The sequence below is a fragment of the Halorubrum sp. SD626R genome, assembly GCF_001261915.1.
GTDB lineage: Archaea > Halobacteriota > Halobacteria > Halobacteriales > Haloferacaceae > Halorubrum.
Map to the genome: position 1 here is coordinate 26,104 of NZ_CVRT01000157.1, position 25,169 is coordinate 51,272.

Annotated in this window: 23 protein-coding genes and 1 tRNA gene; 15 read left to right on the plus strand and 9 right to left on the minus strand. The window is 73.7% G+C overall.

What is annotated here, in order from left to right:
* Positions 1–161: 161 nt before the first annotated feature.
* Positions 162–767 (minus strand): DUF7504 family protein, encoded by a 606-nt coding sequence (locus SD626R_RS15615; RefSeq protein ID WP_092567234.1) that lies wholly within the window; start codon positions 765–767, stop codon positions 162–164.
* Between the two features lie 95 nt (positions 768–862).
* On the opposite strand from SD626R_RS15615, the gene SD626R_RS16965 reads away from it, so the two are divergent.
* On the plus strand, positions 863–1,012 hold the full coding sequence (locus SD626R_RS16965; protein WP_176697342.1) for a DUF7550 family protein: 150 nt from the start codon (positions 863–865) through the stop codon (positions 1,010–1,012).
* A 62-nt stretch (positions 1,013–1,074) separates the two neighbouring features.
* Here SD626R_RS16965 and SD626R_RS15620 read toward each other — a convergent pair whose 3' ends face one another.
* The 3 genes from SD626R_RS15620 to SD626R_RS15630 form a co-directional block, all read right to left on the minus strand.
* Positions 1,075–2,208: an ABC transporter ATP-binding protein gene (locus SD626R_RS15620; RefSeq protein WP_092567235.1), complete on the minus strand. Its 1,134-nt coding sequence runs from the start codon at positions 2,206–2,208 to the stop codon at positions 1,075–1,077.
* 124 nt (positions 2,209–2,332) lie between these two features.
* The gene (gene purL / locus SD626R_RS15625) at positions 2,333–4,606 is read right to left on the minus strand and encodes a phosphoribosylformylglycinamidine synthase subunit PurL (RefSeq protein ID WP_092567236.1); all 2,274 of its coding nucleotides are present in this window, start codon (positions 4,604–4,606) and stop codon (positions 2,333–2,335) included.
* A 556-nt stretch (positions 4,607–5,162) separates the two neighbouring features.
* Positions 5,163–5,540 (minus strand): hypothetical protein, encoded by a 378-nt coding sequence (locus SD626R_RS15630; RefSeq protein ID WP_092567237.1) that lies wholly within the window; start codon positions 5,538–5,540, stop codon positions 5,163–5,165.
* Between the two features lie 168 nt (positions 5,541–5,708).
* Here SD626R_RS15630 and SD626R_RS15635 point away from each other — a divergent pair, with 168 nt between their 5' ends.
* The 9 genes from SD626R_RS15635 to pyrE all read left to right on the plus strand — a co-directional run bounded on the left by SD626R_RS15635 (position 5,709) and on the right by pyrE (position 16,799).
* Entirely contained in the window at positions 5,709–6,782 is a 1,074-nt protein-coding gene (locus SD626R_RS15635) for a two-component system sensor histidine kinase NtrB (protein WP_092567238.1), read from the plus strand.
* A 97-nt stretch (positions 6,783–6,879) separates the two neighbouring features.
* Positions 6,880–7,956 carry an MBL fold metallo-hydrolase gene (locus tag SD626R_RS15640; RefSeq protein ID WP_092567239.1) on the plus strand — a complete coding sequence of 359 codons (1,077 nt, stop codon included), beginning with the start codon at positions 6,880–6,882 and terminating at the stop codon, positions 7,954–7,956.
* Positions 7,957–8,037: 81 nt separating this feature from the next.
* Entirely contained in the window at positions 8,038–8,991 is a 954-nt protein-coding gene (locus SD626R_RS15645; RefSeq protein ID WP_092567240.1) for a DUF4129 domain-containing protein, read from the plus strand.
* Positions 8,992–8,993: 2 nt separating this feature from the next.
* Positions 8,994–9,596, plus strand: a complete 603-nt coding sequence (locus SD626R_RS15650; RefSeq protein WP_092567241.1) for a DUF7269 family protein — start codon at positions 8,994–8,996, stop codon at positions 9,594–9,596.
* Positions 9,589–10,956 (plus strand): DUF58 domain-containing protein, encoded by a 1,368-nt coding sequence (locus tag SD626R_RS15655; protein WP_092567242.1) that lies wholly within the window; start codon positions 9,589–9,591, stop codon positions 10,954–10,956. Before SD626R_RS15650 ends, SD626R_RS15655 begins: the two co-directional genes overlap by 8 nt.
* On the plus strand, positions 10,896–11,531 hold the full coding sequence (locus SD626R_RS15660) for a DUF7519 family protein (RefSeq protein WP_092567243.1): 636 nt from the start codon (positions 10,896–10,898) through the stop codon (positions 11,529–11,531). Before SD626R_RS15655 ends, SD626R_RS15660 begins: the two co-directional genes overlap by 61 nt.
* 135 nt (positions 11,532–11,666) lie before the next feature.
* Complete coding sequence (kdgK1, locus tag SD626R_RS15665; protein ID WP_176697343.1) at positions 11,667–12,632, plus strand: bifunctional 2-dehydro-3-deoxygluconokinase/2-dehydro-3-deoxygalactonokinase; 966 nt, start codon at positions 11,667–11,669, stop codon at positions 12,630–12,632.
* Between the two features lie 266 nt (positions 12,633–12,898).
* Positions 12,899–16,168 carry a PAS domain-containing protein gene (locus SD626R_RS15670; protein ID WP_092567267.1) on the plus strand — a complete coding sequence of 1,090 codons (3,270 nt, stop codon included), beginning with the start codon at positions 12,899–12,901 and terminating at the stop codon, positions 16,166–16,168.
* Between the two features lie 82 nt (positions 16,169–16,250).
* Positions 16,251–16,799: an orotate phosphoribosyltransferase gene (pyrE, locus tag SD626R_RS15675; RefSeq protein ID WP_092567244.1), complete on the plus strand. Its 549-nt coding sequence runs from the start codon at positions 16,251–16,253 to the stop codon at positions 16,797–16,799.
* 18 nt (positions 16,800–16,817) lie between these two features.
* On the opposite strand, the gene SD626R_RS15680 is transcribed toward pyrE, so the two are convergent.
* Entirely contained in the window at positions 16,818–17,780 is a 963-nt protein-coding gene (locus tag SD626R_RS15680) for an AAA family ATPase (protein ID WP_092567245.1), read from the minus strand.
* A 143-nt stretch (positions 17,781–17,923) separates the two neighbouring features.
* Here SD626R_RS15680 and SD626R_RS15685 point away from each other — a divergent pair.
* Both SD626R_RS15685 and SD626R_RS15690 read left to right on the plus strand, forming a co-directional pair.
* Positions 17,924–18,008 (plus strand) — tRNA-Ser (locus SD626R_RS15685).
* Positions 18,009–18,126: 118 nt separating this feature from the next.
* Positions 18,127–18,489 carry a group I truncated hemoglobin gene (locus tag SD626R_RS15690; protein ID WP_092567246.1) on the plus strand — a complete coding sequence of 121 codons (363 nt, stop codon included), beginning with the start codon at positions 18,127–18,129 and terminating at the stop codon, positions 18,487–18,489.
* A 48-nt stretch (positions 18,490–18,537) separates the two neighbouring features.
* On the opposite strand, the gene SD626R_RS15695 is transcribed toward SD626R_RS15690, so the two are convergent.
* The 4 genes from SD626R_RS15695 to SD626R_RS15710 form a co-directional block, all read right to left on the minus strand.
* Positions 18,538–18,849 (minus strand): DUF8081 domain-containing protein, encoded by a 312-nt coding sequence (locus tag SD626R_RS15695; RefSeq protein WP_092567247.1) that lies wholly within the window; start codon positions 18,847–18,849, stop codon positions 18,538–18,540.
* Positions 18,850–18,917: 68 nt separating this feature from the next.
* Positions 18,918–20,492, minus strand: coding sequence for an alpha-isopropylmalate synthase regulatory domain-containing protein (locus tag SD626R_RS15700; protein ID WP_092567248.1), 1,575 nt, complete (start codon positions 20,490–20,492; stop codon positions 18,918–18,920).
* A gap of 305 nt (positions 20,493–20,797) precedes the next feature.
* Positions 20,798–21,466: a hypothetical protein gene (locus SD626R_RS15705; RefSeq protein ID WP_092567249.1), complete on the minus strand. Its 669-nt coding sequence runs from the start codon at positions 21,464–21,466 to the stop codon at positions 20,798–20,800.
* 448 nt (positions 21,467–21,914) lie between these two features.
* On the minus strand, positions 21,915–22,583 hold the full coding sequence (locus tag SD626R_RS15710) for a hypothetical protein (RefSeq protein WP_092567250.1): 669 nt from the start codon (positions 22,581–22,583) through the stop codon (positions 21,915–21,917).
* A 171-nt stretch (positions 22,584–22,754) separates the two neighbouring features.
* On the opposite strand from SD626R_RS15710, the gene SD626R_RS15715 reads away from it, so the two are divergent.
* The 3 genes from SD626R_RS15715 (at position 22,755) to SD626R_RS15725 (ending at position 25,134) form a co-directional block, all read left to right on the plus strand.
* Positions 22,755–23,336 (plus strand): biotin transporter BioY, encoded by a 582-nt coding sequence (locus SD626R_RS15715; RefSeq protein ID WP_092567251.1) that lies wholly within the window; start codon positions 22,755–22,757, stop codon positions 23,334–23,336.
* A gap of 308 nt (positions 23,337–23,644) precedes the next feature.
* Positions 23,645–24,424, plus strand: coding sequence for an energy-coupling factor ABC transporter ATP-binding protein (locus SD626R_RS15720; RefSeq protein ID WP_092567252.1), 780 nt, complete (start codon positions 23,645–23,647; stop codon positions 24,422–24,424).
* Entirely contained in the window at positions 24,421–25,134 is a 714-nt protein-coding gene (locus SD626R_RS15725) for an energy-coupling factor transporter transmembrane component T family protein (RefSeq protein ID WP_092567253.1), read from the plus strand. Before SD626R_RS15720 ends, SD626R_RS15725 begins: the two co-directional genes overlap by 4 nt.
* The last annotated feature ends 35 nt before the right edge of the window (positions 25,135–25,169 follow it).

Consider the following 25,169-nt stretch of genomic DNA (forward strand, 5'->3'; position numbering starts at 1 on the left):
CGCGTCACGAGGGCGGTTCGACATCGGCAGTCCGAGGCATCCGGACCGTCACGGAGTACTCTCGGCTCTCGTTCCCGGGACGGCCTCACACCCATCGGTACTCGGTTGCCGGGCTGGATACCGCGTGAGCTGACCTCGCGCGCAGACGCCGCGCTCCAATATCAGACCACTTCGATCTCCCGCCACTCGCTCCGCTCCGGTCGCTGCACCCGAAACTCTCGCGTGTCGTCGTCGCGGCGCCGCGTCTCGACCACGCCGTCGAACAGCGGGACGAACTGCTCGACCGTCGTCTCGTTGTGCGCGCCGGGGTCGATCGTCGCCGCCACGGGCCAGTCCTCCCCGGTCGCCCGCTGGGCGAGGACGTACAGGAACTGGAACACCTCCGAGGCGGACGCGTACATCAGCAGCGGCGAGACGGTCGTCACGCCGACCGCGAGCCCGTCCTCGTCGCGATCCTCGGCCAGGTCGACGAACGTCGTCCCGATGGACGTGAGGTTCCCCGGATCCTGCGCGTATCCCGTCGCCTCGCCCCCGTCGCCCGCTCGGCCGACGGCGTTCGCCACGCAGTCGACCACGACCGGCTCCGCCGGGTCGCCGTCGACGGTCCGCCGGTGAGCGTCTCGCACGCGGGAGGCGGGCTGCCGGGTCGACACCAGGACCGGCCTGCCCGGTCGCGCCGCCAACAGCCGGTGGAACAGCCGTCGGCGACCGGAGAACGCCGGACCGACGATCAGTACGTCGTCAAGGTCGCGACCGGGGAGGGACATCAACGGAAACGAATTAAGTATCAGACAATTAAGCCTTCCGGCGGCCGTCGCGCCGGTCAGACGCGCTTTTATATCTCGGGTCGCCACGGATGGGTATGGACGACCACTCTCACGACCCCGACCCGGACGAGCGCGTGACCGCTCCCATGCAGTCGTTCGGCAGCCGCGAGGTCGGTATCGGCGCCGCCGTCACCCTCGTCGGCCTGCTGATCGCGTACGTCATTCCCTTCCTGTTCAGCTTCTGAGCGGCGACACGGGTCGCTCCCGAGTTTAAAATACACACGACGAACCGCCGCCAGCGACGCGCCTAGCGCGGGTACCAGGCCAGCGGGTGGTCGGCGGTGAGCTCCAGCGTGACCGGCTCGTCGAGGTCGAACTCCTCGACGTGGTTGTGGAGGCAGTGGACGGCGCCGCCCGACTCCAGTTCGACCCGGTAGACGAACGACGGGCCGACGTACTGCCGGGAGACGATGACGCCGTCCGCCAGCTCGGGGCTCGCGGGCGTCGCCCGGAGGTCGTCCGGACGCACGAGCACGTCGACGGGCGCCCCGTCGTAGACCGTGTCGTACCCCTCCAGCGTGACGGCGTCGAACCGGCCGATCCCGGTCTCGACTTTCCCGTCGCGGAGCTCGCCTTCGAGGAACGACGCCCGTCCGAGGAAGGAGGCGACGAACTTCGACTCGGGGCGCTCGAAGACCTGCTCCGGGCGCCCCACCTGCTCGATTTTCCCGTCGTTCATCACGGCGACACGGTCCGAGATGGAGAGCGCCTCCTCCTGGTCGTGAGTGACGGAGACGGCGGTGACGCCGGCCTCCTTCAGAATCTGACGCACCTCCTCGCGCATCTCGACGCGGAGCCGGACGTCGAGGTTCGAGAACGGCTCGTCCAGCAGCAGCACCGCCGGTTCGGGGGCGAGCGAGCGGGCGAGCGCGACGCGCTGCTTCTGCCCGCCGGAGAGCTGGTCGGGCGTCTTCCCGCCGTGCTCGGGCATGTCGACCAGGTCGAGCAGCTCGTCGACGCGCGCCGCGGTCGCGGCCTCGCCGGCGTCGGAGAGCCCGAAGGCGATGTTCTCCCGGACGGTGAGGTGCGGGAACAGCGCGAAGTTCTGGAAGACGATGCCGACGTCGCGCCCCTCCGGCGGGACGAGCGCGCCGTCGCCGCCGGCGACGACCTCGTCGCCGAGGCGAATCTCCCCCTCGGTCGGCTCCTCCAGCCCGGCGATGGTGCGGAGCGTCGTCGTCTTCCCGCAGCCGGAGGGGCCGAGGAAGGTGAGGAGCTCGCCCGGCTCGACGTCGAGCGAGACGCCGTCGACGGCCGTCTCGGGCCCGAACTCCTTGGTCACGTTCGACAGCGACAACACCGGGTCGGGCGACGGGTCCGCAGGCGACCCGCTCTCCGTGTCGCTCGACCGCCTCGTTCCGGCAGATTGTGTCTGAGCCATCGTGAATCGGGCGCCGGAGCGACCGGCGTTCCGTGATTGCTCCCACGTATTTTAGGAATGCCTAAAAGCGTGTCGCTCGGTTCGGCGCGGCGGGACCGAGGGGAACGCGGTTCGCGGTGCCGCGTCAGGCCAGTTCGCGCTCGATCACGCCGCGGAGCTCCCGGATCGCGTCGGCGTCGAGCGCGGTCGACTCGTCGCCGACGGACAGCGAGAGCGTGCCATCGGTCGTCACGTCGCCGAGCCTGAGCACCGGGAGGTCGCCGGCGGCCTCGGCGACCGCCTCGGGGTCCGTCGTCTGGACGACGAGGCGGCCGGGCGTCTCGTCGAACGCCGCGACGCGGTCGGGGAGCGTGACGTCGGCGCCGGCCGCGTCGGTCACCAGCTCGGCGAGCGCGACCGCGAGCCCGCCGTCGCTCACGTCGTGGGTCGCGAGCGTTGACTCGTGACGCGCGACCGCCGCGAGCGACGCGGCGATGTCGGAGAGGCCGATGTCATCGGCGTCCGGGAGCTCGGGGAACCGATCGCTTCCGCCCGCCTGCGCGAGGTACTCGGAGCCGCCGAGCGCGTCGCCGCTGGCGCCGATCAAGAGGAGTTCGGAGTCGCCGGCGCGGTCGGCGTCGAGCGCGGCCGGCGGCGCGTCGTACCCGCGCTTCGTCCCGATCAGCGCCAGCGTCGGCGTCGGGGGGATCGGCCCCTCGACGCTGTCGTTGTACAGCGAGACGTTGCCGCCGACGACGGGCGCTCCGAGCGCGGCGCACGCGTCGGCGAGCCCGTCGACGATCCCCTTGAAGCCGCCGTACACGTCCGGCTTCTCAGGGTTGCCGCCGTTGAGGCAGTCGACCGCGGCGAGCGGGACCGCGCCCTTCGCGGCGAGGTTGGTCGCGTTCTCTACGGCGACGGCGCGGGCCCCCTCGTACGGGGCGGTCTCGGTCCAGTTCGGGTTCGCGCCCGAGGAGAGCGCGAGGCCGACTCCCGCTCCGTCCGAGTCGGCGACATCGGCCGCGGCGTCGTCCCCCTCGGCGGGCGCCTCGCCGCCGCCGGCCGCCTCCCGAATGGCCATGATCGCCGCGTCGTCGCCGGGCTTCAGGGCGGTCCGAGCGCCGACCTCGTGGTCGTACTGGCGGTATACCCAGCGCTTGCTCGCGGTCGACGGCGCCGAGACGACCGCCTCGACTGCGTCGCCGAGCGCGGGTTCTGGATCGGGAAGGTCGCGTTCCGGCGGGCTCGGCGCCTCGCTCGGGAGGTCGTTCATCGGCGCGCCGTCGGCGAGGTACTCGGCGTCGACGTCGACGACGGTCTCGGGTTCGGCGTCGGCGTCGCCCGCGAACTCGCAGACGTAGTTCCCGTCGGTCACCTCGCCAATGACGGAGCAGCCGAGGTCGAACCGGTCTGCGAGCGCCGCGACGCGCTCGACGTCCTCGGGCGCGACCTCGTAACACATCCGCTCCTGGCTCTCGGCGAGCAGGATCTCGGTCGCGTTCATGTTCGGCTCGCGCTGGTGGACCGCGTCGAGGTCGATGCGGGCGCCGAGCCCGCCCTTCGCGACGAGCTCGGAGGAGGCGCCGCCGAGCCCCGCCGCGCCGAGGTCGCGGGCCGACAGCACGAGGTTCTCGTCGACCAGGGCCTCGTTACACTCGATCAGCCGCTTCTCGGCGTAGGGGTCGCCGACCTGCACCGCGGGCCGGTCCTCCGTCTCGGCGTCCTCCGCGAGGTCCTCCGAGGCGAACGACGCGCCGCCGAGCCCGTCCCGGCCGGTGCCGTTGCCGACGAGGACGAGCTTGTTTCCGGGTGCCTTCGCCGTCGCTGTCACGAGCCGGTCCGCGTCCGTGAGGCCGACGCAGGCGACGTTGACCAGGGGATTCCCCTCGTAGCCGCCGTGGAAGGCGACGCTGCCGCCGACCGTGGGGACGCCGATGCAGTTGCCGTAGTGGGAGATCCCCTCGACGACGCCCTCGAAGAGGTACCGCGAGCGCTCGCGGTCGAAGCCACCGAAGTATAAGGAGTCGAGGAGGGCGATCGGGTACGCCCCCATCGACATGGTGTCGCGGACGATGCCGCCGACCCCCGTCGCCGCCCCGTCGAACGGGTCGACGAAGGAGGGGTGGTTGTGGCTTTCGACGCCGAAGGTGACGTACTGGTCCCCGTAGTCGTCGGTGTCGCGCTCCGACGCGGGGACATCGGCGGCGTCCGGCTCGGGCAGCGCGAGGACCGCCGCGTCGTCGCCCGGCCCGACGACGACCTGATCGCCCTCGCTCTCGAAGGCCGACAGCAGCGGCCGCGAGGAGCGGTACGCGCAGTGCTCGCTCCAGAGGTTCTCGAACAGCGCGGCCTCGGCCGTCGTCGGCTCCCGACCGAGCTCGGCGACCACGAGCTCGCGGTCCGGTTCGGACAGACTCATTCACTTACGTGGTTACCGAGCCCGTTCTAATGCTTTTCTATGTGCACGTTCGTGCGGTCTAGTTGGGCTTCGAGGACGGCACGGCTCGCGGTGCTTTGTGCGGTGGCGCGTGCCTCCGAGGCCGCCTCGCGGCCGAGGGGCACGCGCGAGGGAGTCGCGAGCGCAGCGGGTGACCGAAGGGAACCCCGAGCGAGCGACGAGGCTGGGGAGGCGTGAGGTGCCGTGCGGGGCGGTGCGGGGTGGGACTCAAAGGGGCAGGCGCGAGGACGGCGCAGGCGACGCAAGCAGCGTGGCGCTACGCGCCACGGGCAGCCGGCGGCAAAGCCGCCGGCGACACCGCAACGAAGGAGCGAACGAAGTGAGCGACCGAGTGAGGAGCGCAGCGAGCCTCCGCCCTCCTCGCGGCTGGGGCTTTGGGGTTGTTCTCTACATCACCGACAGCAACGATGTATAACCGAGCGCCTGGGGCTTTGGAGGCGTTTTCCGTCGATCCATCAACGGACAGTTATAAGCGAGTGATTAGGACTTTGGAGGCGTTCACCACGCCAGCGACTATTTATAGCCCGACGACCGCGACGCCGTAAATCACAACCGCCCCGACGACGCCGACGGCCACCGACTTCGCGTTCAGCCGGACCGCGCGCTTCCGGTCGGCCGCCAGCGCCGCCTCGTCGAGGACTTGGTTCGTCCCGTCGCCGACGTCGAAGACGCCGATACCGGCGAAGCCGACGCAGAACCGCTCGCGGTACTGGAGGTAGCCCATCACGGCGCCGTACAGCGGGAAGACAGAGAGCAGCAGCGCCCAGCGCGGCCAGCCGACCGCGACGACGGCGGCGACGAGGCCGACCGCGAGGAGGAGCGAGGCGATCCCGAGGAGGAGCCGCCGCCGCTGTTGGGCCGGTCCGATGTTGCAGACGCCCGGTTGGTACTCCATGCCCTCTCGTGGGGGTGGGGCGACGAAAACGCACCGGATTCGCTCCGGAGCCGACCCTGTCCGGCGGGCCGGCCGGGACGAGGCCGAACGGGGGGAGCGTCGAGAGCACGGACGGCTCCGACGACCTATTTATCACGGAACGGCCGGAACACACGGACGAGAAGAGCCATGACGGACGAGTCACCCCGGGACAGGGAGATACGGCGGTACGAGACGGTCCTCGACTCGCTCGACGACGCGGTCTACGCCGTGCGTCCCGACGGGACCATCGCGTACGTCAACGACCGGTACGCGGAGATGAAGGGCGCGAGCCGCGAGGAGCTGATCGGCACGGACGTCTACGACTGGGTGACCGAGGAGGCCGTCGAGAAGGCGAAGCGCGCGCGCCGCGAGGCGGAGGCCGACGGGCGCGAGGCGGGCGCGGTCGAGTACGAGTTCCTCACGGCGGGCGGCGAGCGGTTCCCGGTGGAGATGCGGTTCAACCGACTCGCCGGCGAGGGCGGCGGCGGAGCGGCCGAGGGAGACGGGGACGAAACGGTCGAGGACGGCGCGGACGCGCTCGACCGCGTCGGCGTCATCCGAGACGTCAGCGAGCGGAAGCGCCGTGAGGAGACGCTCCGCCGCAAGAACGAGCGGCTGGAGGAGTTCGCCAGCATCGTCTCGCACGACCTCCGGAACCCGCTCAGCGCGGCGCGGGGGCGGCTCGACCTCGCCCGCGAGGAGTGCGACTCCGAGCACCTCGACGCCGTCGCCGACGCCCACGACCGGATGGGGACGCTCATCGACGACCTCCTCGCGCTCGCTCGCGACGGCGACGGGGTCGAGGAGACGGAGCGCGTCCCGCTCCGCGAGCTCGTCGAGAGCTGCTGGGAGGGCGTCGAAACCGCGGGCGCGACGCTGCGGGTCGAGACCGACCGCGCCGTCCGCGCCGACCGGAGCCGGCTCAGACAGGTGTTCGAGAACCTCGTGCGGAACGCCGTAGAGCACGCGGGCGAGGGCGTCACGGTGACGGTCGGCGACCTCGACGGCGGCTTCTACGTCGCCGACGACGGCCCGGGGATCACCGAGGCGGACCGCGAGGCGGTGTTCGAGTCCGGGTACACCACGAACGACGAGGGGACCGGCTTCGGCCTGGAGATCGTCGAGGCCGTCGCGACGGCTCACGGCTGGGACGTGCGGATTGCCGAGAGCGAGTCCGGCGGGGCGCGGTTCGAGTTCGCCGGCGTCGACGTGCTCGACTGAGCGGGCGCTCGCTCCGCGGCGGCGCCCGCCGACGTGCTCGACCGAGCGCGAGTGCCGCGGAGGCAACCCTCAAATGCGAGCCCGACGACGTGAGGGTGTGAAGCGGATCCAGCTCGGCAACACCGTGTTCGAGGGCGCGAACGACGTCTACCTGCTCGACGGCGAGACGACCGCGCTGGTCGACACCGGCGTCGCGCTCCCGGACGTCCGTGCCGACCTCGCGGCGGGCCTCGCCGAGCACGGCGTCGAGTTCGCCGACGTCGACGCGGTCGCCCTGACGCACTGGCACCCCGACCACGCGGGGTTGGCCGGCGAGATCCAGGCCGAGAGCGGCGCCGACGTGTTCGTCCACGAGGCGGACGCCCCCCTCGTCGACGGGACGGAGACGCCGCTCTTCCTCGACGGCGACCTCCAGCGTGAGACGTTCGAGCGGTGGGGGCTCCCCGACGAGGACCGGGAGCGCCTCCGCGAGTTCTTCGACGCGGTGAGCGCCGACCTCAGCGGTCGTCCCGCCGAGGTGACGACGATCGCCGACGGCGACGTCGTCGAGGCCGGCGGCGTCGCGCTGGAGGCCGTCCACCTGCCGGGCCACACCGCCGGGCTCACCGGCTTCGCGTTCGACCCGCGCGAGGTCCCGGACCACGAGCCGGTGGGGCGGGCGGGTCGAGACGCCGAGAGAGGGGCGACCCCTCCCGCGGAGCTGTTCGCCGGCGACGCCCTCCTCCCGCGGTACACCCCGAACGTCGGGGGCGCCGACGTCCGCGTCGACGCGCCGCTCGCGGCGTACGCCCGGAGCCTCGCCCGGATCGTCGAGCGCGACTTCGACGCCGCGCACCCGGGTCACCGCGAGCGGATCGACGACCCGGGTCGGCGGGCCGCGACGATCCTCGACCACCACCGCCACCGGACGCGGCGCGTGCTCGCCGTCCTCGCCGACCGCGGCCCCGCGACGGCGTGGGAGGTGTCGGCCGAACTGTTCGGCGACTTAGTCGACATCCACGTGCTCCACGGGCCGGGCGAGGCGTTCGCGCACCTCGACCACCTCGCCGACGCGGGGGTCGTCGAGCGCGACGGGACCGACTATCGGCTCGTCGACCCGGACCCCGACGTCGACGCGCTGTTCCCGACGACGCCCCTCGACGACGCCGTCGACGGGAGTGAGACGGCGGAGTGACCTCTCCCGTCGTCGGGAGCGAAACAGCGGAGCGACCGCCACCGTCGAAAGCTATTCGTTCGACACGGCGTATCCACGGACGTGAAGCGGGACACCCTCGCTGCGGTCCTCCTCGCCCTCCTCGCGGTCGTCGCGCTCGGCGTCGCCGCGGCAACCCTCGACTCCGCCGTGAGCCTCGGCGGCGGCGGGCTCGGCGGAGGTGGTGACGCCGGCGGACCAGACGGACAGAGCGCCGACCTCGGCGCGTCGCCGTCTCCGAGCGGCGGCGGTCTCTCGATCCCGCCCGCGTGCTACGAGTTCCTCCGGGAGCCGCCGGCGCTGCTGGCGTTCGCCGCGGTCCTCCTCGGGCTCGCCGCGTTCGTCTACCGGGACACCGGATCGGGGCTCGCCGCGAGCGCCGCCGTCGGGTCGCTGGGGGTTCCGGCCGCCGCGCTGGGGTGGCTGCTCTCGGCCTGTCGTCCGGTCGACGGGGAGGTCGAATTCGCGCTCGGCGCCGCGGCCGGCGAGGGGGGATTCCTCCCCGAAGGCGGCGGGCTCGGCGGGAGCGGACTCGGCGGCGGCGGCGGGGGGACCGCCTCGGCGCCGGAGTTCCTCTTCGCGCTCGTCGTGGTCGCCGCCCTCGTCGCGAGCGTCGCCGTCCTCCTCGGCGCCGCCGGCGACGACGAGCCGGCCGACGGCGGGGGCGCGGCCGAGGGCGACAAGGACGATGGGCCCGGCGACCCGGACCTCCGCGAGGTCGGGCGGGCCGCGGGGGCGGCGGCCGACCGGATCGACCGGTCCGACGCCGACAACGGGGTGTACCGCGCGTGGCGCGACATGACCGAGGCCCTCGACGTGGACCGCCCCGCGTCCGCGACGCCCGCCGAGTTCGCGGCCGCGGCCGTCGACGCCGGCGTCGACGAGGAGCCGGTCGCGGAGCTCACCGCCGTCTTCGAGCGGGTGCGGTACGGGGGCGAGAACGCGACCGCGGAGCGCGAGCGCCGGGCAGCCGAGGCCCTCCGCCGGATCGAGGAGCGCCACGGGGGTGCGGCGTAGCCGTGCGGCCCCTCGTCGCCGTCGGCGTGGCGGCCGTCGCCGTCGGCTTCGTCGCCGCCGTCGACCGCGGGGTCGCGAGCGCGCTGGACCCCTCGACGACCGTCGTCACCCTGATCGGCGCGCTCGGCGTGGTCCAGGGCGTCAGGTACGCGAACGCCCGCCGCGACCGAGAGCGCAGGGCGGCCGACCCCGGAGACCCGGAGCGCCGGGCGCCGGCGACGGTCCCCGGCGCCGCCCTCGACGAGCGCGTCGGGCGGGCGACCGGCTCCGCGCTCCGCGGGCACCGGGCGCGGCGAGAGCTCCGCGACCGGACCCGAGAGCTGGCGGTCGCCGCGGTCGCCCGCGACCGGAACGTCCCGGCCGAGGCGGCCGCGGACCTCGTCGAGGACGGCGAGTGGACCGACGACGCGACCGCGGCCGCGTTCCTCTCGCGGGGGTCGGCATATCCGGTCCGGGTTCGGCTTCGGGCGGTGGTCTCCGGGTCATCGCGCTACGGGTTCGGCCTCCGAGCGACCGTCGACGCAATCGGCCGGCTGGAAGGGGACGGCGAGAGAGGAGACGGCGAGGGAGGGAACGACGGGGGGTCCGGAGCGAGCGATGAGTGAGGACGACGGGGCCGCGACGACTGACGAGTCCGCGACGACCGAAGGGGTCTCGACGACCGACGAACCCGCGACGACCGAGCGCAGGGCCCTCCGCGAGGCCGAGACGGGGCGCTGGGACGGGGTCCGCGGGGCGGCGCTCGCCCTGGTCGGCGTCGGGGTCGTGACGCGGCGGCCCGGCCTCGTACTCCTCGGCGCGGTGGGGGTCGGCTACGCCCTTTACGCCGGCGTCGGCGAGGCGCCGGCCGCGACCCTCGACGTGACCCGGACGGTGAGCGACGTAACCCCCGAACCGGGCGACGAGGTGACGGTCGCGGTCCGGGCGCGCAACGCGGGGGACGCCCCGCTCGCCGACCTCCGGCTCGTCGACGGGGTCCCGCCGGGGCTGGCGGTCGTCGACGGCCCGGCGCGGGTCGCGACCGCGCTCCGCCCGGGCGCGTCGGTCGCGTTCGAGTACGTCGTGCGGGCGAGCCGGGGCGAGCACGAGTGGGAGGCGCTCACGGCGGTCACGCGGACCCCCTCGGGGTCTCGCGAGCGGACGACCGAAATCGACCCGGCCGAGCCCGCGCGGGTCGTCTGCACCCCGGAGCTGGCCGCCGGCGGCGACCTACCCCTCCGGGGGTTGACGACGCGGTACCACGGGCGGATGCCGACCGACGTCGGCGGGGCCGGCGTGGAGTTCCACGCGACCCGCGAGTACCGCCGCGGCGACCCCCTCAAGCGCGTCGACTGGAACCGCCGGGCGCGGACGGGCGAGCTGGCGACCGTGGAGCTCCGCAAGGAGCGCGCCGCGACCGTCGTCCTCCTGATCGACGCGCGGGAGTCGGCGTACGCCGCCGCCGAGCCCGAGGGGCGGACCGCGGTCGAGGCGGGCGTCGGCGCCGCCGGGCAGGCGTTCCGCGCGCTCCTCGACGGCGGCGACCGCGTCGGGATCGCGGCGCTCGGTCCCGTAGACTGCTGGCTCGCGCCGGGCGCCGGGACGGCCCACGCCGCCGAGGGGCGCGAGACGCTCGCGACCGACCCCGCGGTGGCGCCGACGCCGAGCGGGGACCGCTTCTACCGGTCGCGGTGGCTCCGCCGGTTCCGGCGGCGGCTCCCGGCCGACGCGCAGGTGCTCTTCTTCACCCCGCTCGTCGACGACTCGGCCGCGTCGCTCGCGCGCCGGATCGACGCGCACGGCCACCTCGTCACCGTCCTCTCGCCCGACGTGACCGCGAGCGGGACGACCGGCGAGCGGCTCGCCGCGTTCGAGCGCCGCGAGCGGCTCCGGGAGCTCCGGTCGGCGGGGATCCGCGCGGTCGAGTGGGACGGGGAGTCGTTCCCCGTCGCGGTCGCGCGGGCGACCGCCAGGTGGTCGCCGTGAGTTCCGAAGCGCCGCCCGCCGACGGCGACGAGGCGAGGGGAGAGGGGCCCGTCGGCGACGCGTCGACCGACCCGGTCGACCGACCCGAGCGCGACGCCCGCCCCCCGGCGCTCGCCGTCGTCCTCAGCCTCGTCGCGGCCGGGGTCGCGAGCCTCGCGGCCCTCCTCGCCGCGCCGCTCGGGGGCGTCCTCCTCGGGGGCGCGACGGTGGCCCTCGCCGCCGGGTCGCTCCGGCGGTCGCACCGCCTCCTCTCGTGGGCGGCCGGGATCGGAGTCGTCGGGCTCGCGGTCGCGGGGTATCGGGGCGGAGGCGTCGAGGCGCTGCTGGTCGGCGGGGTCGCGCTCGCGCTCGCCTGGGACGTCGCGGACCACGGGCTCTCGGTCGGCGAGCAGGTCGGCCGCGGCGCCCGGACCCGGCGGAACGTCGCCGTCCACGCGGGGGCGACCCTCCTCGCGGGCGCGCTCTCGGTCGGCGTCGTCTACGGCGTCTACCGCGCCGCGGCCGGGTCGCGGCCGGTCGCGGCGCTCGCGCTGCTGCTGTTCGGGGCGGTGGTGCTGGCGTCGGCGCTCCGGTGAGGGGGGCCGGGACCGGGCCGGGGCGAAATCGATCGCCTGCCCTTTTGTACCGTCCCGCCGACGGACCGGTATGGACATCGCAGCGACCCCGGCGACCGCGGCGACCGCGTTCCCTCCGGAGGCCGATCCCGCGAGGTGGTCGGCGTGACGGACCTCGTGACGTTCGGCGAGACGATGCTCCGGCTCTCCCCGCCGCGCGGGGAGCGCCTGGAGACGACCCGGTCCCTCGACGTGCAGGCGGGCGGCGCGGAGAGCAACGTCGCGGTCGGCGCGTCGCGGCTCGGCGCCGACGCCCTCTGGCTCTCCAAGCTCCCGGAGTCGCCGCTCGGTCGGCGGCTCGTGAGCGAGCTGCGGAGCCACGGCGTCCGGACCGGCGTCGCGTGGGCCGACCCCGAGTCGAGCCGCGTCGGGACGTACTACCTCGAACACGGCGGCGAGCCGCGCGGGACGAGCGTGATCTACGACCGCGCCGACGCCGCGATCACGACCGTCGAGCCCGGGGAGCTGCCGACGGCCGCGCTGGAGGTGGCCGAGCGCTTCCACACGACCGGGATCACGCCGGCGCTCTCCGACCGGGCGGCGGAGACGACGACCGCGCTGCTCCGGGCCGCCGGCGAGGCCGGGGCGACGCGCTCGTTCGACCTGAACTACCGGGCGAAGCTCTGGGACCCCGAGACGGCGCGGGCGGCGTACGAGGAGCTGTTCGCGCACGTCGACACGCTGTTCGTCCCGCGGCGCGACGCCCGCGAGGTGCTGGGCCGCGAGGGCGACGCCGTCGAGATCGCCCACGGCCTCGCCTCCGAATTCGGTCTCGACGCCGTCGTCGTCACGCGGGGCACGGAGGGCGCGGTGGCCCTGCGGGACGGGTCGGTGTACGAGCAGGGCGTCTTCGAGTCAGAGACGTTCGACGCGATCGGCACCGGCGACGCGTTCGTCGCAGGGTACCTCGCGCGGCGGCTCGACGGCGGGGGCGTCGCCGACGCGCTGGAGTGGGCCGCGGCGGCCGCCGCCCTGAAGCGCACCGTCGACGGCGACCTCGCCGTGATAACCCCCGAGGACGTCGCCGACGTCGTCGGCGGCGCGGCCGGTATCGACCGGTAGGGCGAGTCGACCGTTTCCGTCGGACCGGCCGTTTCCGTCGGACCGGCCGTTCGACCGCGCGCCGCCGAGGGTGAAGGCGACGGACGGCGGCGCTCGGGTCGAAAATATCGGAATCGGGAAACTCGGGGGAACGGTTATCAGCCTCGTTCCGGAACGTACCTCCATGAGTGGATCGCCCGATCGCGACCGTCGATCCGAGGCGTCGGCGACCCCCGCCCTCCGAGACGGTGAGTGCGGCGCGGTCAGAGACCGCACCCGCCGAGGAGATGAGCGCTGACCGACCGACCCTCCACGTCGGCGCCCGCGGCGACCTCCCGGACGAGCCGTGGACGAGCCTCCCGGACGGAACCGCGCTGACCGGCCCGGACGGCGCCGCCGAGAGCGACGCCGACGCGACCGGACCGGTCGTGGTCGTCCGGCTCGGAGCGAGCGGCGGCGACGCGGGCGAGCGGCTGCGCCGGGTGCGAGAGCGGTTCCCCGACGCGCCGATTCTCGCGTACACCGCGGACGACGACGCCGACGCCGCGATCGACGCGAGCCGACTCGGGGTCGAGTACGTCTCCGGCCGGCGGCTGGCGGCCGACGGCGAGACGCTCGCGGAGCGGGTCGCCGATCTGGCGGGGTCGACCGGAGGCGACGTCACGGAGGCGGCGAGCGGGGACGGCGAGGACCCGTTCCTCGAACGCTTCGTCCGGATCGCCTCCGACCGGACCGCGGAGCTGGAGGAGAAGCTGGACGCGCTGCTCGACCTCGGCCGCGAGCGACTCGGCCTGTCGATCGGCTACGCGTCGCGCACGACCGACGACCGGTTCACCGTCCGCCGGCAGCGGGGCGGGGACGAGCTGCTCGAATCGCTGATCGAGCGCGGCGTGATCGACGAGGACGGCTCCATGCCCCTAGAGAACACGTACTGCCGGCGGACGGTCGGCGGCGGGGGGACCGGCAGAGGCGAGGTCGACGGGGCCCCCGAGAGCGAGGCGGCCGGCGGCGACGGCGGCGTCGTGGCGTTCACCGACCCCGCCGAGGCGGGGTGGGAGGGCGACCCGGCCCACGAGCTGTTCGGGCTCGGGAGCTACATCGGCGGGCGGATCGTCGCCGACGGGGAGGTCGTCGGCACCCTCTGTTTCATCGACGAGTCGAGCCGGAGCCGCCCGTTCTCCCCCCGAGAGCGGCTGTTCGTCGAGCTGCTCGCCGACTGGCTCGGCCGCGCGTTCGAGCGGCGCGCGGCCCGCGAGGAGCGCGAGGCGGCCGTCGACCGGTTGGAGGACACCCTCGAACGGATCGACGACGCGTTCTTCGCGCTGGACGACGAGTGGCGGTTCACCTACGTCAACGGGAAGGCGGCGGCGCTGCTCGACAGGCCGGCCGAGGAACTCGTCGGCGCGAACGTCTGGGAGGAGTTCCCGGACGCGATCGGCGAGACGTACGAGACGAGCTACCGGCGGGCGATGGAGACCCAGGAGTCGATGTCGTTCGTGGAGCGCTACGAGCCCCTCGACCTGTGGACCGAGGTGACGGCGTACCCCTCGTCGGACGGGCTGTCGGTGTTCTTCTCCGACGTCACCGACCGGAAGCGCCGAGAGCGGATCCTCGAACGCCTCCTCGGCACCGTCGAGGGGATCCAGCGGGCCGACGACAGGGAGGCGGTCGCTCACCGGTTAGTCGAGGCCGCCGACGAGATCCTCGGACACGAGATCAGCGGCGTGCGGCTGTACGACCCCGACGTCGACCGGCTCCGACTGGTCGCCACGAGCGACGGGCTCGGCGAGGCGTTCGCCGACCGCGGGCCGCGGCCGCCCGGCGAGGGGGTCACCGGCGAGGTGTACGCGAGCGGCGAGCCGTGGGTGTGCGACGACGTCGCCGCGCTTGGCGACGATCGGGAGTACCACGGGATGCGCTCGTTCGCGGCCGTCCCCCTCGGCGAGCACGGCGTGTTCGTGGTCGGCGCCGCCGAGACGAGCTCGTTCGACGACGACGACGTGTCGGTGCTGGAGCTGCTGGCGACGAACGCCGTCGCCGCGATGGACGCCCACGACCGCCGCCGCCGGCTCCGCACCTACGAGGACGCGCTCAAGAACGTCGACGACATGGTCTGCGTGCTCGACGCCGACGGCGACGTGACCTACGCCACCGAGCCGTTCGCCGAGTGGCTGGGCTCGTCGCCGGCGGCGCTCGTCGGGCGGCGGCTCCGCGACGCGCTTCCGGAGGCGGACGGCGACCGTGTCGCCGACGCGGTGAACGCGGTCGGCGGGGCCGACACGGGACCGGACGGGAGCGGCGGGGGGAGAGAGCGGGTGCGTCGCGCGGAGATCACCGTCGAGGGCGACGGGGGGCGGCGACACGGCGAGCTCCGCCTCTCGCCGCTGTCCGCGGGGTCGAGCGGGGCCGTCGCGTCGCTGACGGACACCACCGACCTCCGGCGGACGCGGACGGAGCTCTCGCACGAGCGGGACCGCTTCGACCGGCTGTTCGAGCGCCTCCCGGACCCCGTGATGGAGGTCGCGCTCGAACCGGACGAGACGGTCATCGTCGGGGTCAACCCGGCGTTCGAGTCGCAGTTCGGCTACGACGCGGCCGCGCTCCGCGGGCGGCCCATCGACGCGCTCGACATCCGCGACGACCGGCTCGCGGGCCTGGGCAACGAGGCGGGATCCGAGGGCGACGGTACCGACCCGGCGGACGGGAGCGACGGGGCGGGCGACCGCTCCATCGACGAGCGGGTCCGCGACGAGGGGTTCGTCACGACGGAGGTCCGCCGGCGGACCGTCGACGGCCCGCGCGAGTTCCTCTTCCGGGGGTTCGCCTACGAGACCACGGACGGGCGCCGCGCGTTCGGCATCTACACCGACATCACCGACCGCCGGCGCCGCGAGCGGTACTTCCGGGTCGTCAACCGCATCCTCCGGCACAACCTCCGGAACGAGCTGAACGTCGTGTTCGGCTTCGCGAGCGAGATCGCGAACGACGCCGCGGACGAGCAGACCGCCGACTACGCCCGCCGGATCGAGACGACGGGGAAGCGCCTCGCCGACCTCGCGGAGGGGGCGGCCGAGATGAGGCGCGTCGTCGAGGAGGGGATCGTGAGCGACCCCGATCCCGTGTCGGTGGGACGGGTCGCCGAAGCGGTCCGCGAGGAGTACGCGGAGCGGTACCCCGACGCCCGGATCGACGTCGCAGTACCGGAAGACGCCGCCGTCCGCGGCGACGAGCGGCTGGCGGAGGCGATCGGCCACCTCGTCGAGAACGCCGTGGTCCACTCGCGGAGCGACGCGCCCAGGGTCGAGATCGGCGCCGAGCGCCACCCGGAGACCGGGACCGTCAGCGTGCGCGTCGCCGACGACGGGCCGGGAGTCCCCGAGGGGGTCCGGGGGGTCGTCACGGGGGAGACGGAGGTGACCCAGCTCAACCACAACACCGGCATCGGGCTGTGGATCGTCGCCTGGATCGTCGAGGCGTACGGCGGCGAGGTCGCCTTCGGGCCGGGGATCGACGGCGAGGGGACGACCGTCACGCTGCGGCTCCCGGCGCCGGAGTGAGCGCGACGAGGGGGCTGATCGAGAGGGAGGGCCCCGCCCGCGTTCCGACCCGTTTATTATCGCCGCCCCGCCCCGTGAGGGTATGACCGACGACGAGCGACGACGCGAGCTGATCGCCGCGCTCCGCGCGGCCGACGCCGTCAAATTCGGCGAGTTCGAGCTCTCGCACGGCGGCACCAGCGACTACTACGTCGACAAGTACCTGTTCGAGACCGACCCGGAGGCGCTGCGGCTCGTGAGCGAGGCGTTCGCGGCCCGGCTCGCCGACACCGACGCGAAGCTCGCGGGCGTCGCGCTCGGCGCCGTCCCGCTCGTGGCCGTGACGGCCGCCGAGACGGGTCGCCCGTACGTCATCGCGCGCAAGCAGGCGAAGGAGTACGGCACCGGCAACCGCATCGAGGGGCGGCTCGACGAGGGCGAAGCGGTCGTCGTCTTGGAGGACATCGCCACGACCGGGCAGTCGGCCGTCGACGCCGTCGAGGCGCTGCGGGAGGCCGGCGCGACGGTGGACCGCGTGCTCGTCGTCGTCGACCGCGAGGAGGGGGCCGCGGAGCTGCTCGCCGAGCACGGCGTCGAGCTGGAGTCGCTGCTGACGGCGACGGAGCTGTTGGCGGAGCGGGACGAGGGGTAGCGAGGCCGCCGACCGGACTTACGGCTCTGGCGCCCCGACCGTCGGCACCGCGACGCGGTCGAGGACGTCGGCGGTCACGTCGCGCTCGTCGGCGTCGTTGACGGCGGCGTCAGGAGTCAAGACGAGCCGGTGGGCGAGCGTCGGCTCCGCGACGCGCTTCACGTCGTCCGGGGTGACGAACTCGCGGCCGGCGAGGACCGCGGCGGCGCGGGCCGTCTCGAAGAGGCGCTGGGTGCCGCGGGGCGAGACGCCGGCGTCGACGCGGCGGTCCTCGCGGGTTTCGCGGGCGAGCGCGGCCACGTACTCCAGGAGGTCGTCGTCGACGCGGACCGTCTCGGGCACCTCGCGGAGCGCCGCGACGGCGTCGGGGTCCAGCACGCGCTCGACCGTCGGGGCCTGTTCGGCCCGGCCGGCGCGCCGCCGGAGCAGCTCGACCTCGCCCTCGCCGTCGGGGTAGCCGATCGAGGTCTTAATCGCGAACCGGTCGAGCTGCGCCTCGGGCAGCGGGAAGGCGCCCTCGCTCTCGACCGGGTTCTGGGTCGCGATGACGTAGAAGGGGTCCGGGAGCTCGTGGGTCTCGCCGTCGACGGTCACCTGCCCCTCCTCCATCGCCTCCAGCAGCGCCGCCTGCGTCTTCGGCGGCGCGCGGTTGATCTCGTCGGCGAGCACGACGTTCGCGAAGACCGGGCCCGGCGAGAACGCGAAAGAGCCGTCGCGCTCGTCGAAGACGTTCGTGCCGGTGACGTCGCTCGGGAGGAGGTCGGGCGTGAACTGTATCCGAGAGAATTCCAAGCCGAGCGCGGTCGCGAACGAGCGCGCCGAGAGGGTCTTGCCGGTGCCGGGCACGTCCTCCAAGAGGACGTGGCCGCGGGCGAGGACGCCGAGGGTGACGCGGTCGAGGAACTCGCGGTCGGCGACGACCGCGCCGCCGACCTCGTCGACGACGCGCGAGCAGGCCGCCGCGGCTTCGGGGACGTCCATACCCGTTGCACGGGAGCCGCCCCGAAAAGCGTTGTCGGCGGGGGTCCCAGGGCGGTCGCGCCGCGGCGACGAGGGGGCGCCGACAAGCGGGCGCCGCCGGCGATCGAAACGCATAACAGCGGAACCGGCCAACCCCGAAGTGAGCCGAGGTAGCCTAGCCTGGCCAAGGCGGTAGATTCGAAATCTACTGTCCATTCGGACACCGGAGTTCAAATCTCCGCCTCGGCGCTTCTCCGGAGTTCCGCGCGTCAAGCCGCAGCGCCGGCGTTTTATAAACGACTCCACGCGCGATCGGCCGGCGACGCGCCGGGGAAAGAGACATACGTCGCGCCCGTGACCGAATCGTATGTCCGACGCGACGCTGTACGACCGCCTCGGCGGCGAGCCGGCCGTCGGCGCGGTCGTCAACGAGTTCTACGACCGGGTGCTGGCCGACGAGCGGGTGGCACACCACTTCGACGACGTCGACATGGCCGACCAGCGGTCCCACCAGACGAAGTTCCTGAGCGCGGTCACCGGCGGGCCGATGACGTACGAGGGCGACGACATGGAGACGGCCCACGAGGGCCTGGGGGTCACCGACGACGAGTTCGACGCGATCGCGGCGCACCTCGACGCGGCGCTCCGCGAGTTCGACGTCGACGACGCGGACCGGGAGGCGGTGATGGAGACGGTGGAGGGGTACCGCGACGACATCGTCGAGGCGTGACCGGGAGGCGCGAGATCGCGTGAGAGCGACCGGGAGCGAGAGCGATCCCTACGGCTCCCCGCCCAGTGACTCCTGTTCGGGTCCGGCGTCGCCCCGCAGCCGGCGCCGGCGCTTGTCGTACGCCGCCTCCAGCTTCGCGTTCGTGGCCCGCGAGACGAGGTAGCAGTCGACGTCGTCGCCGTCGCGGGGATGCGCGCTCGCGACCCAGACGTGGCCGTCGCCCGTCGAGAGGTCGGCCGCCCACCGCTCGGCGGCCGCGCGGCTCTCGAACGCGTGGCGGGGGCCGTCCTCGAAGACGAGCCGCCCCACCTTCGCGTTGCGCTTGCGCGCCGAGGGCTTCACCGCGACGACGACGCTCACGGGCTTAGTTCGGGCGGGCTCGCTTAAAAACCTCGTCAGACGCGGTCGCCCCCGACGGGGGCGGTCGTTCAGTCGTCGGCGAGCGAGGCGGCCCCCGAGACCGACCCGTCCTCGGCGGCGGCCGAGAGCAGGCGGTCGAGCCCGTCGACCATCGCGACGACGCTGGCGCGGGTGATGTCGGCGTCCGTCGAGGAGACCGAGACGGAGCGGTCGCCGCGCGAGAGGTCGACCTCGACGGTGACCACCGCGTCGGTGCCGCCAGTGATCGCGTCGACGTGGTAGGAGTCGAGGTCGAAGGAGACCCCGCCGGGACCGTCGGTCTCGTCGGCGTCGGCGGCGCCGTCGTCCGCCAGCGCGGCCCGCACGGCTTCGAGGCCCGCGTCGACGGGGCCGGCGCCCGTGCCGGAGGCGACGCGCTCCTCGTCGCCGACGCGGAGCCGGACCGAGGCCGTCGGGAGGTTGCCGCCGGAGGTGGCCGACAGGTCGACGAGCTCGACGCGGCGGTCGCGCTCGCGGCCCTGCACGTCCTCGGTGATCGCGAGCAGGTCGGCGTCCGTGACGCGTTTCCCGCGGTCGCCGAGCTCCTTCACGCGGCTCACGACCGCGCTCAGCTCGTCGGCGTCGACCGCGACGTCGTGCTCGGCGAGCGCCGCCTTGACGCCCGCGCGGCCGGCGTGTTTGCCGAGGACGAGCCGGCGCTCTCGGCCCACCGTCTCCGGCGGGTACGGCTCGTACATCGTCCCGTCCTTGAGCGTCCCGTCGGTGTGGATCCCGGACTCGTGGGCGAAGGCGTTGGCGCCGCAGACCGCCTTGTTCGGCGGGAGCGCGACGCCGGTCGCCTCCGAGACGGTCCGGCAGAGCCGGTAGAGCCGCTCCAGCTCGACCGTGTCGACGTCGTACGACCGATCGAGCGCGACCGCGACCTCTTCGAGGGCGACGTTGCCCGCGCGCTCGCCGACGCCCATCACGGTGCCGTGGACGGTGTCGGCGCCCGCCTTCAGCCCGGCGTGGACGTTCGCCACGCCGAACCCGAGGTCGTCGTGGGTGTGCAGGCTCGTCGGACCGAGCTCGGCGAGCCGGGAGACGACCGCCGCGGTGCGCTCCGGGTCGGCCGCGCCGACGGTGTCGCAGTAGCAGATCCGGTCGGCGCCCGCGTCGAGGCCCGCGCCGAGCAGGCGTTCGAGGTAGTCGAGGTCGGCCCGCGAGCCGTCCTCGCCGAGCACCTCGACCCAGAGGCCGTGGTCTTTCGCGTACTCGACGAGCTCGACCGTCGTCTCGACCACCTCGTCGCGGGTCGATCCGACCTTCGTCTCGACGTGTTTGTCCGAGGCGGGGACGACGAGGTTGATCCCGTCGACGCCGCAGTCGAGCGCGTGGTCGACGTCGCTCTTCACGCCGCGGGCGAAGCTCGTCACGGTCGCGTCCAGTCCCTCGCCGGCGACCCGACGGATGGCCTCGCGCTCGCCCGCCGAGGTGCACGCCGAGCCGGCCTCGACCAGGTGCATCCCCGCCGCGTCGAGCTCGCGGGCGACGTCGACCTTCTCGGCCGGCGCCAGCGAGACGCCGGGCATCTGCTCGCCGTCGCGCAGGGTGGTGTCTAACAGCTGTACCTCGTCGAGGTCGGTGAGTGGTGTTCGGGTCAAAAGGTGGTCCGTCGGCTCTGCGGTGGGTTCGGGGTCGGTGCCGCCGCGGGGCGGTCGTGCCCCGGGGTCGTTATCGTCGGAGAATTTCGCGGCCAGCCGCCGCGAGGCGACTTCCTCTATCCTCCGAACGACCGCGATTATCGCGTGTCATTCGTATCCGTGCCGACGCGTCACACGTATATAAACGGACGGGTCGGGACAGGTATGGCCGACGGATCGTCGGCGATCGCGTGGGTTTGGCGAGGATTCGTCAACAAAGGCTCGGTAGCGTGGAGGACGGCGCGTCGCGCTCCCCCGCCAGGCCGCTAGCCGAGGAGCGACCGGAACGACCGGCGCCCGACGCCGCACTCCTCGCGGTAGTCGCAGGCGGTACACCGGTCGTCGTCGACCCGGGACGGCGGACCGTCGATCGCGCGGGCGGCCCGCAGCGCCCGGCGGTAGGCGGCCTTCCGGCGGGTCGTGAGTCGGACATCGCGCACGGCGCCGACGCTCGGGTACTCGACCAGCGCGCGCGGCACCTCGCGCTCGCGCTCCCACGCGACCGCCTTCGCGGCGGCGACGGCCCTGACCGACTGCGGCTCCCAGACGCCGTTTTCGGGCGGTTCGCCCGGCGAGACGATCGTGGGGACAGGGGGGCCGTCGTCGGTGGGTGCGGTCGGGGAGAGCACCTTGTGAACCGTTCCGTGACAGTCCTTTCCGGAGACGAACGCGCGCTTGCGAGTGGGGTCGGCGAGCCGGTCGTAGTCGTCGCGCTCGCGGAGGCGGTCGAGGTTCCGGCGGTAGGCCGCGGGGGAACGGCGGATCGGAAGCCGCCGGAGCGTCGCGTCCGGCGCGTCGGCGAGCGCGGGGTAGCGATAGGCGAGGTCGATCCGGGCGCGGGCGTCCGCCGGAACCGCCCGGTCGTCCTCGCGGCGGGCGTAGTAGAGCTGTCGGGGGCAGTACGCCGCGCGGGCCACGTCGCTGAAGGGAGTCACGGATCGGTTGGGCGCGGTTTCGTATATGAACGATTGCTAACGGATCGAAAATAACCACCTCCAAAGCCCCAGCCGCGACGGCTCGCGCGGCTTGCTGCGGTCCTCGGTCGCTCACTGCGCTCGCTCCCTGTGGTCCTTGCTGCGCCGTGCTTCGCCCTTCGGGAAGACTTCGTCTCCCGTCTTTCCGCTCGCTTCGCTCGCGGAAATCGCGACTGCCCCTTTGAGCCCCACCCGGCACCGGAACTGCGGCCTCACCCCTCCACAGCCTCGGCGGACGGCCCGGCGCGGGCAGGACCGCGCCGGACCGCCGCCTCCCTCGCGGGCGGGTCGCGCCCGGCGGGCGCGACCCGGCGCGCCGCTTCGTTGTCGGGGCTCGTGAGCGTGCAGTGGTAGTCGGACGAGAGCGGGGAGGCGGCGGGCCGCGATACCGCCCCGATCGGGGGGCGATCTACAAGGAGACGTCCGTCTCGATGTCCTCGGTCGCCTCTTTCAGCCCGTCGTCGCGGGCGGTCTCGGCGTGGTTGCCCTCGATATCGGCGTCGGTGAGGAGGTCGCGGAACTCGTCGCGGAACCGGTCGTTCGCCCGCGTGGAGGTCAGGTCGACGCGAGCGACGCGGGCGTACTTCGCGACGGCGTCGGGCTCCGCGCCGAGCGCCTCGGCGCAGTCGACGATGGAGCGCCCCTCGGCGGTGAGCGACTTCAGGTCGGCGTAGTCGAACTCGGCGTCGTCGACCTCGCGGTCGGCGTCGCGCACGAGATGGAGGTCGAAGCGGGCGTCTCGGACGGTTTCGGGGTCAATATCGACCGATTCGGGGCCGTCGCCCTCGTCGGGCGCGCGGACCGCGTCGTCGCCCGCGGCGAGCACGGCGGCGAGGGACGCGTCGTCGTCCAGCTCGAAGCGCCCGCGGGCGATCCGGGCGTAGGTCGCGTCGTCGAGGTCGGTCGAGAAGTCGTAGCGCTCGCGCATCGCGGCGACCAGCTCGCGGACGCGCTCGGCGACGGCGGCCTCGTCCCGGTCGGTGAGGGTGCCGGGGGACTCCGCCTGCCGCTCGGTGACCGTGTCGGACCCGGTGGTCTCGACGAAGATGTCGCGGAGCTCGGCGGTCTTCTCGTCCATGGGATCGTGCCTACGCGCTCCCGATTCAAAAGCCTCGCGTCCGATTTCGGCCGGCTCGGAGGCGATCGCTCCGGATCGCCGGCAAGAAGCGCGGCGGCCGAGCGACGCCGTCGGACCGTGGCATCGTCGTCAACCAGTATCTTCAAGTTGGTTTACGAGCCTGTCGTGGACATGGCAACCAACACGGAGTCGGTGGATCTCGTCGGCGACGAGGCCGCGACGAACCTCGCCCGCGCGGCGCTGTTCGCCGCGCTCGTCGGCGCGTTCGCGTACGTTTCCTTCCCGTTCCCGGTGTCGCCCGCGCCGGTCACGCTACAGGTCCTCGGCGTCTTCCTCGCCGGGATCTTCCTCGGTCCCGTCTGGGGCGGCGCGGCGCTCGTCCTGTACCTGACGGCCGGCGCGCTCGGCGCGCCGGTGTTCGCGGGCGGCACCGCGGGCTTCGGAGAGCTCGTGGGCGGGACCGCCGGCTACCTCTGGTCGTACCCGATCGCGGCCGCGCTCGTCGGTGCGATCGTTCACCGCGGCGGCGACCTCCGCGGCCTCGACGCCGTCTCCGTCCCGGTCCTCGTGGGCGCGATGGCCGTCGGTACGGTCGTCGTCTACGCGATGGGCGTCGCCGGCCTCTACCTGGTGTTGGAGCTCACTCCCGCCGAGGCGTTCGTCCAAGGCGCGGCCGTGTTCCTCCCCGCGGAGGCCGCGAAGATCGCCGCCGCGGTCGGGATCGTGCGCTCGGATGCGATCGCGGCCGCGTGAGGTGACCGCGTGAGCCTTCCCGAGGTGACAGCGTGAGCCTTCCCGAGGTGACAGCGTGAGCCTTCCCGAGGTGACAGCGTGAGCCTTCCCGAGGTGACGCCGTGACCGACCCGGAGGCGACGCCGTGAGCCTTCCCGAGGTGACAGCGTGAGCCTTCCCGAGGTGACAGCGTGAGCCTGCGTGAGGTGACCGCGTGAGCCTTCCCGAGGTGACAGCGTGAGCCTTCCCGAGGTGACAGCGTGAGCCTTCCCGAGGTGACAGCGTGAGCCTTCCCGAGGTGACGCCGTGACCGACCCGGAGGCGACGCCGTGATCGACGTCGACGGCGTCACCTGTCGGTACGGCGGGACGCGAGCCGGCGAACGCGACGGCGACGGGGTGGTCGCCGTCGACGACGTCTCCCTCTCGATCCCCGACGGCGAGTCCCTGGTCGTCGCGGGTGCGAACGGCTCCGGGAAGACGACGCTGGTCCGGACGTTCAACGGGCTCGTGACGCCGGACTCGGGAACCGTCGCGGTCAACGGGACGCCCGTCGAGGACGACCTCGTCGCCGCCCGGACCGCCGTCGGCATGGTGTTCCAGGACCCCCGCGACCAGATCGTCGCGGCAACCGTCGGCGCCGACGTCGCGTTCGGCCCGGAGAACCTCGGGCTCTCGCACGCCGAGATCGACCGTCGGGTCGCGGCCGCGCTCGACGCCGTGAACATGACCGGGCGCGAGGAGGAGCGGATCGCGTCGCTGTCGGGCGGCGAGCGCGAGCGCGTCGCGATCGCCGGCGCGCTGGCGATGGAGCCGGACCACCTCGTCCTCGACGAGCCGTTCACCGGGCTCGACGAGCCCGCCCGCCGCTCGGTCGTGGACAGCCTGCGAGAGCGCCACCGCGCGGGGACGAGCGTCGTCGTCGTCACCCACGACCTCCGCGACGTGCTCGGGCTCGCCGACCGGGTCCTGGGGCTGTCCGACGGTCGAATCGCGGTCGACGCCGCTCCGGAGGCGGCGGTCGCCGACCTCCCGGGACTCGACGTGCGGGTCCCCGAGGGCGCGCTCGTCGACCGCCGCGGCGACCGCGCCTCGTCCTCCGACCCGTGACGCTCTCGTACGCCCCCGGCGACTCGCTCGCCCACCGCCTCGACCCGCGGTCGAAGCTCCTCGTGCAGGTGGGGTTCGCGGCCGCGGCCTTCGCGCACACGACGCCCCGCGGGCTCGCGGCGCTGACGGTCCTCGCCGCGGGCTGCCTGCGGCTGTCGGGCGGCGGCCCCCGCGACCTGTGGGCGTACCGGGTCGCGCTCCCGTTCCTCCTCGTCGCCCCGGTCGTGGCGGGCGCGACGCTCGGCGACCCCTGGTTCCGCGTCGACCGCGCGGCCGACACGGCGCTGGCGAGCTACCGGGTCCTCCTGGTGCTCGTCGTCGCCGCCGCCTACGTGCGGTCGACGCCGGTCCGCGATTCCCGGGCGGCGATCCAGCACGCGGTGCCCGGCAGGCCCGGGCAGCTGCTCGCGGCCGGCGTCGCGCTCGTGTTCCGCTTCCTCCCGCTGCTGAAGCGCGACCTGCTGACCGCGCGCGACGCCATGCGGGCGCGCCTGGGCGACGAGCTACCGGTGCGGGACCGGATGCGGATCGTCGCCGTCGCGGGGATCGACCGCGCGTTCGGCCGCGCCGACCGGCTCGGGACCGCCCTCTCGGCCCGGTGTTTCGCGTGGAACCCGACGCTCCCGCGGCTGGCGTTCGGCCGGGCGGACGCCGTCGCGCTGGCGGTCGGGGTCGGCCTGCTCGCGGCCGCGGTCGCCGGCGCGCTCTGAGGGCGGACCGGCCCGAGAGACCGGACCCCGAGACC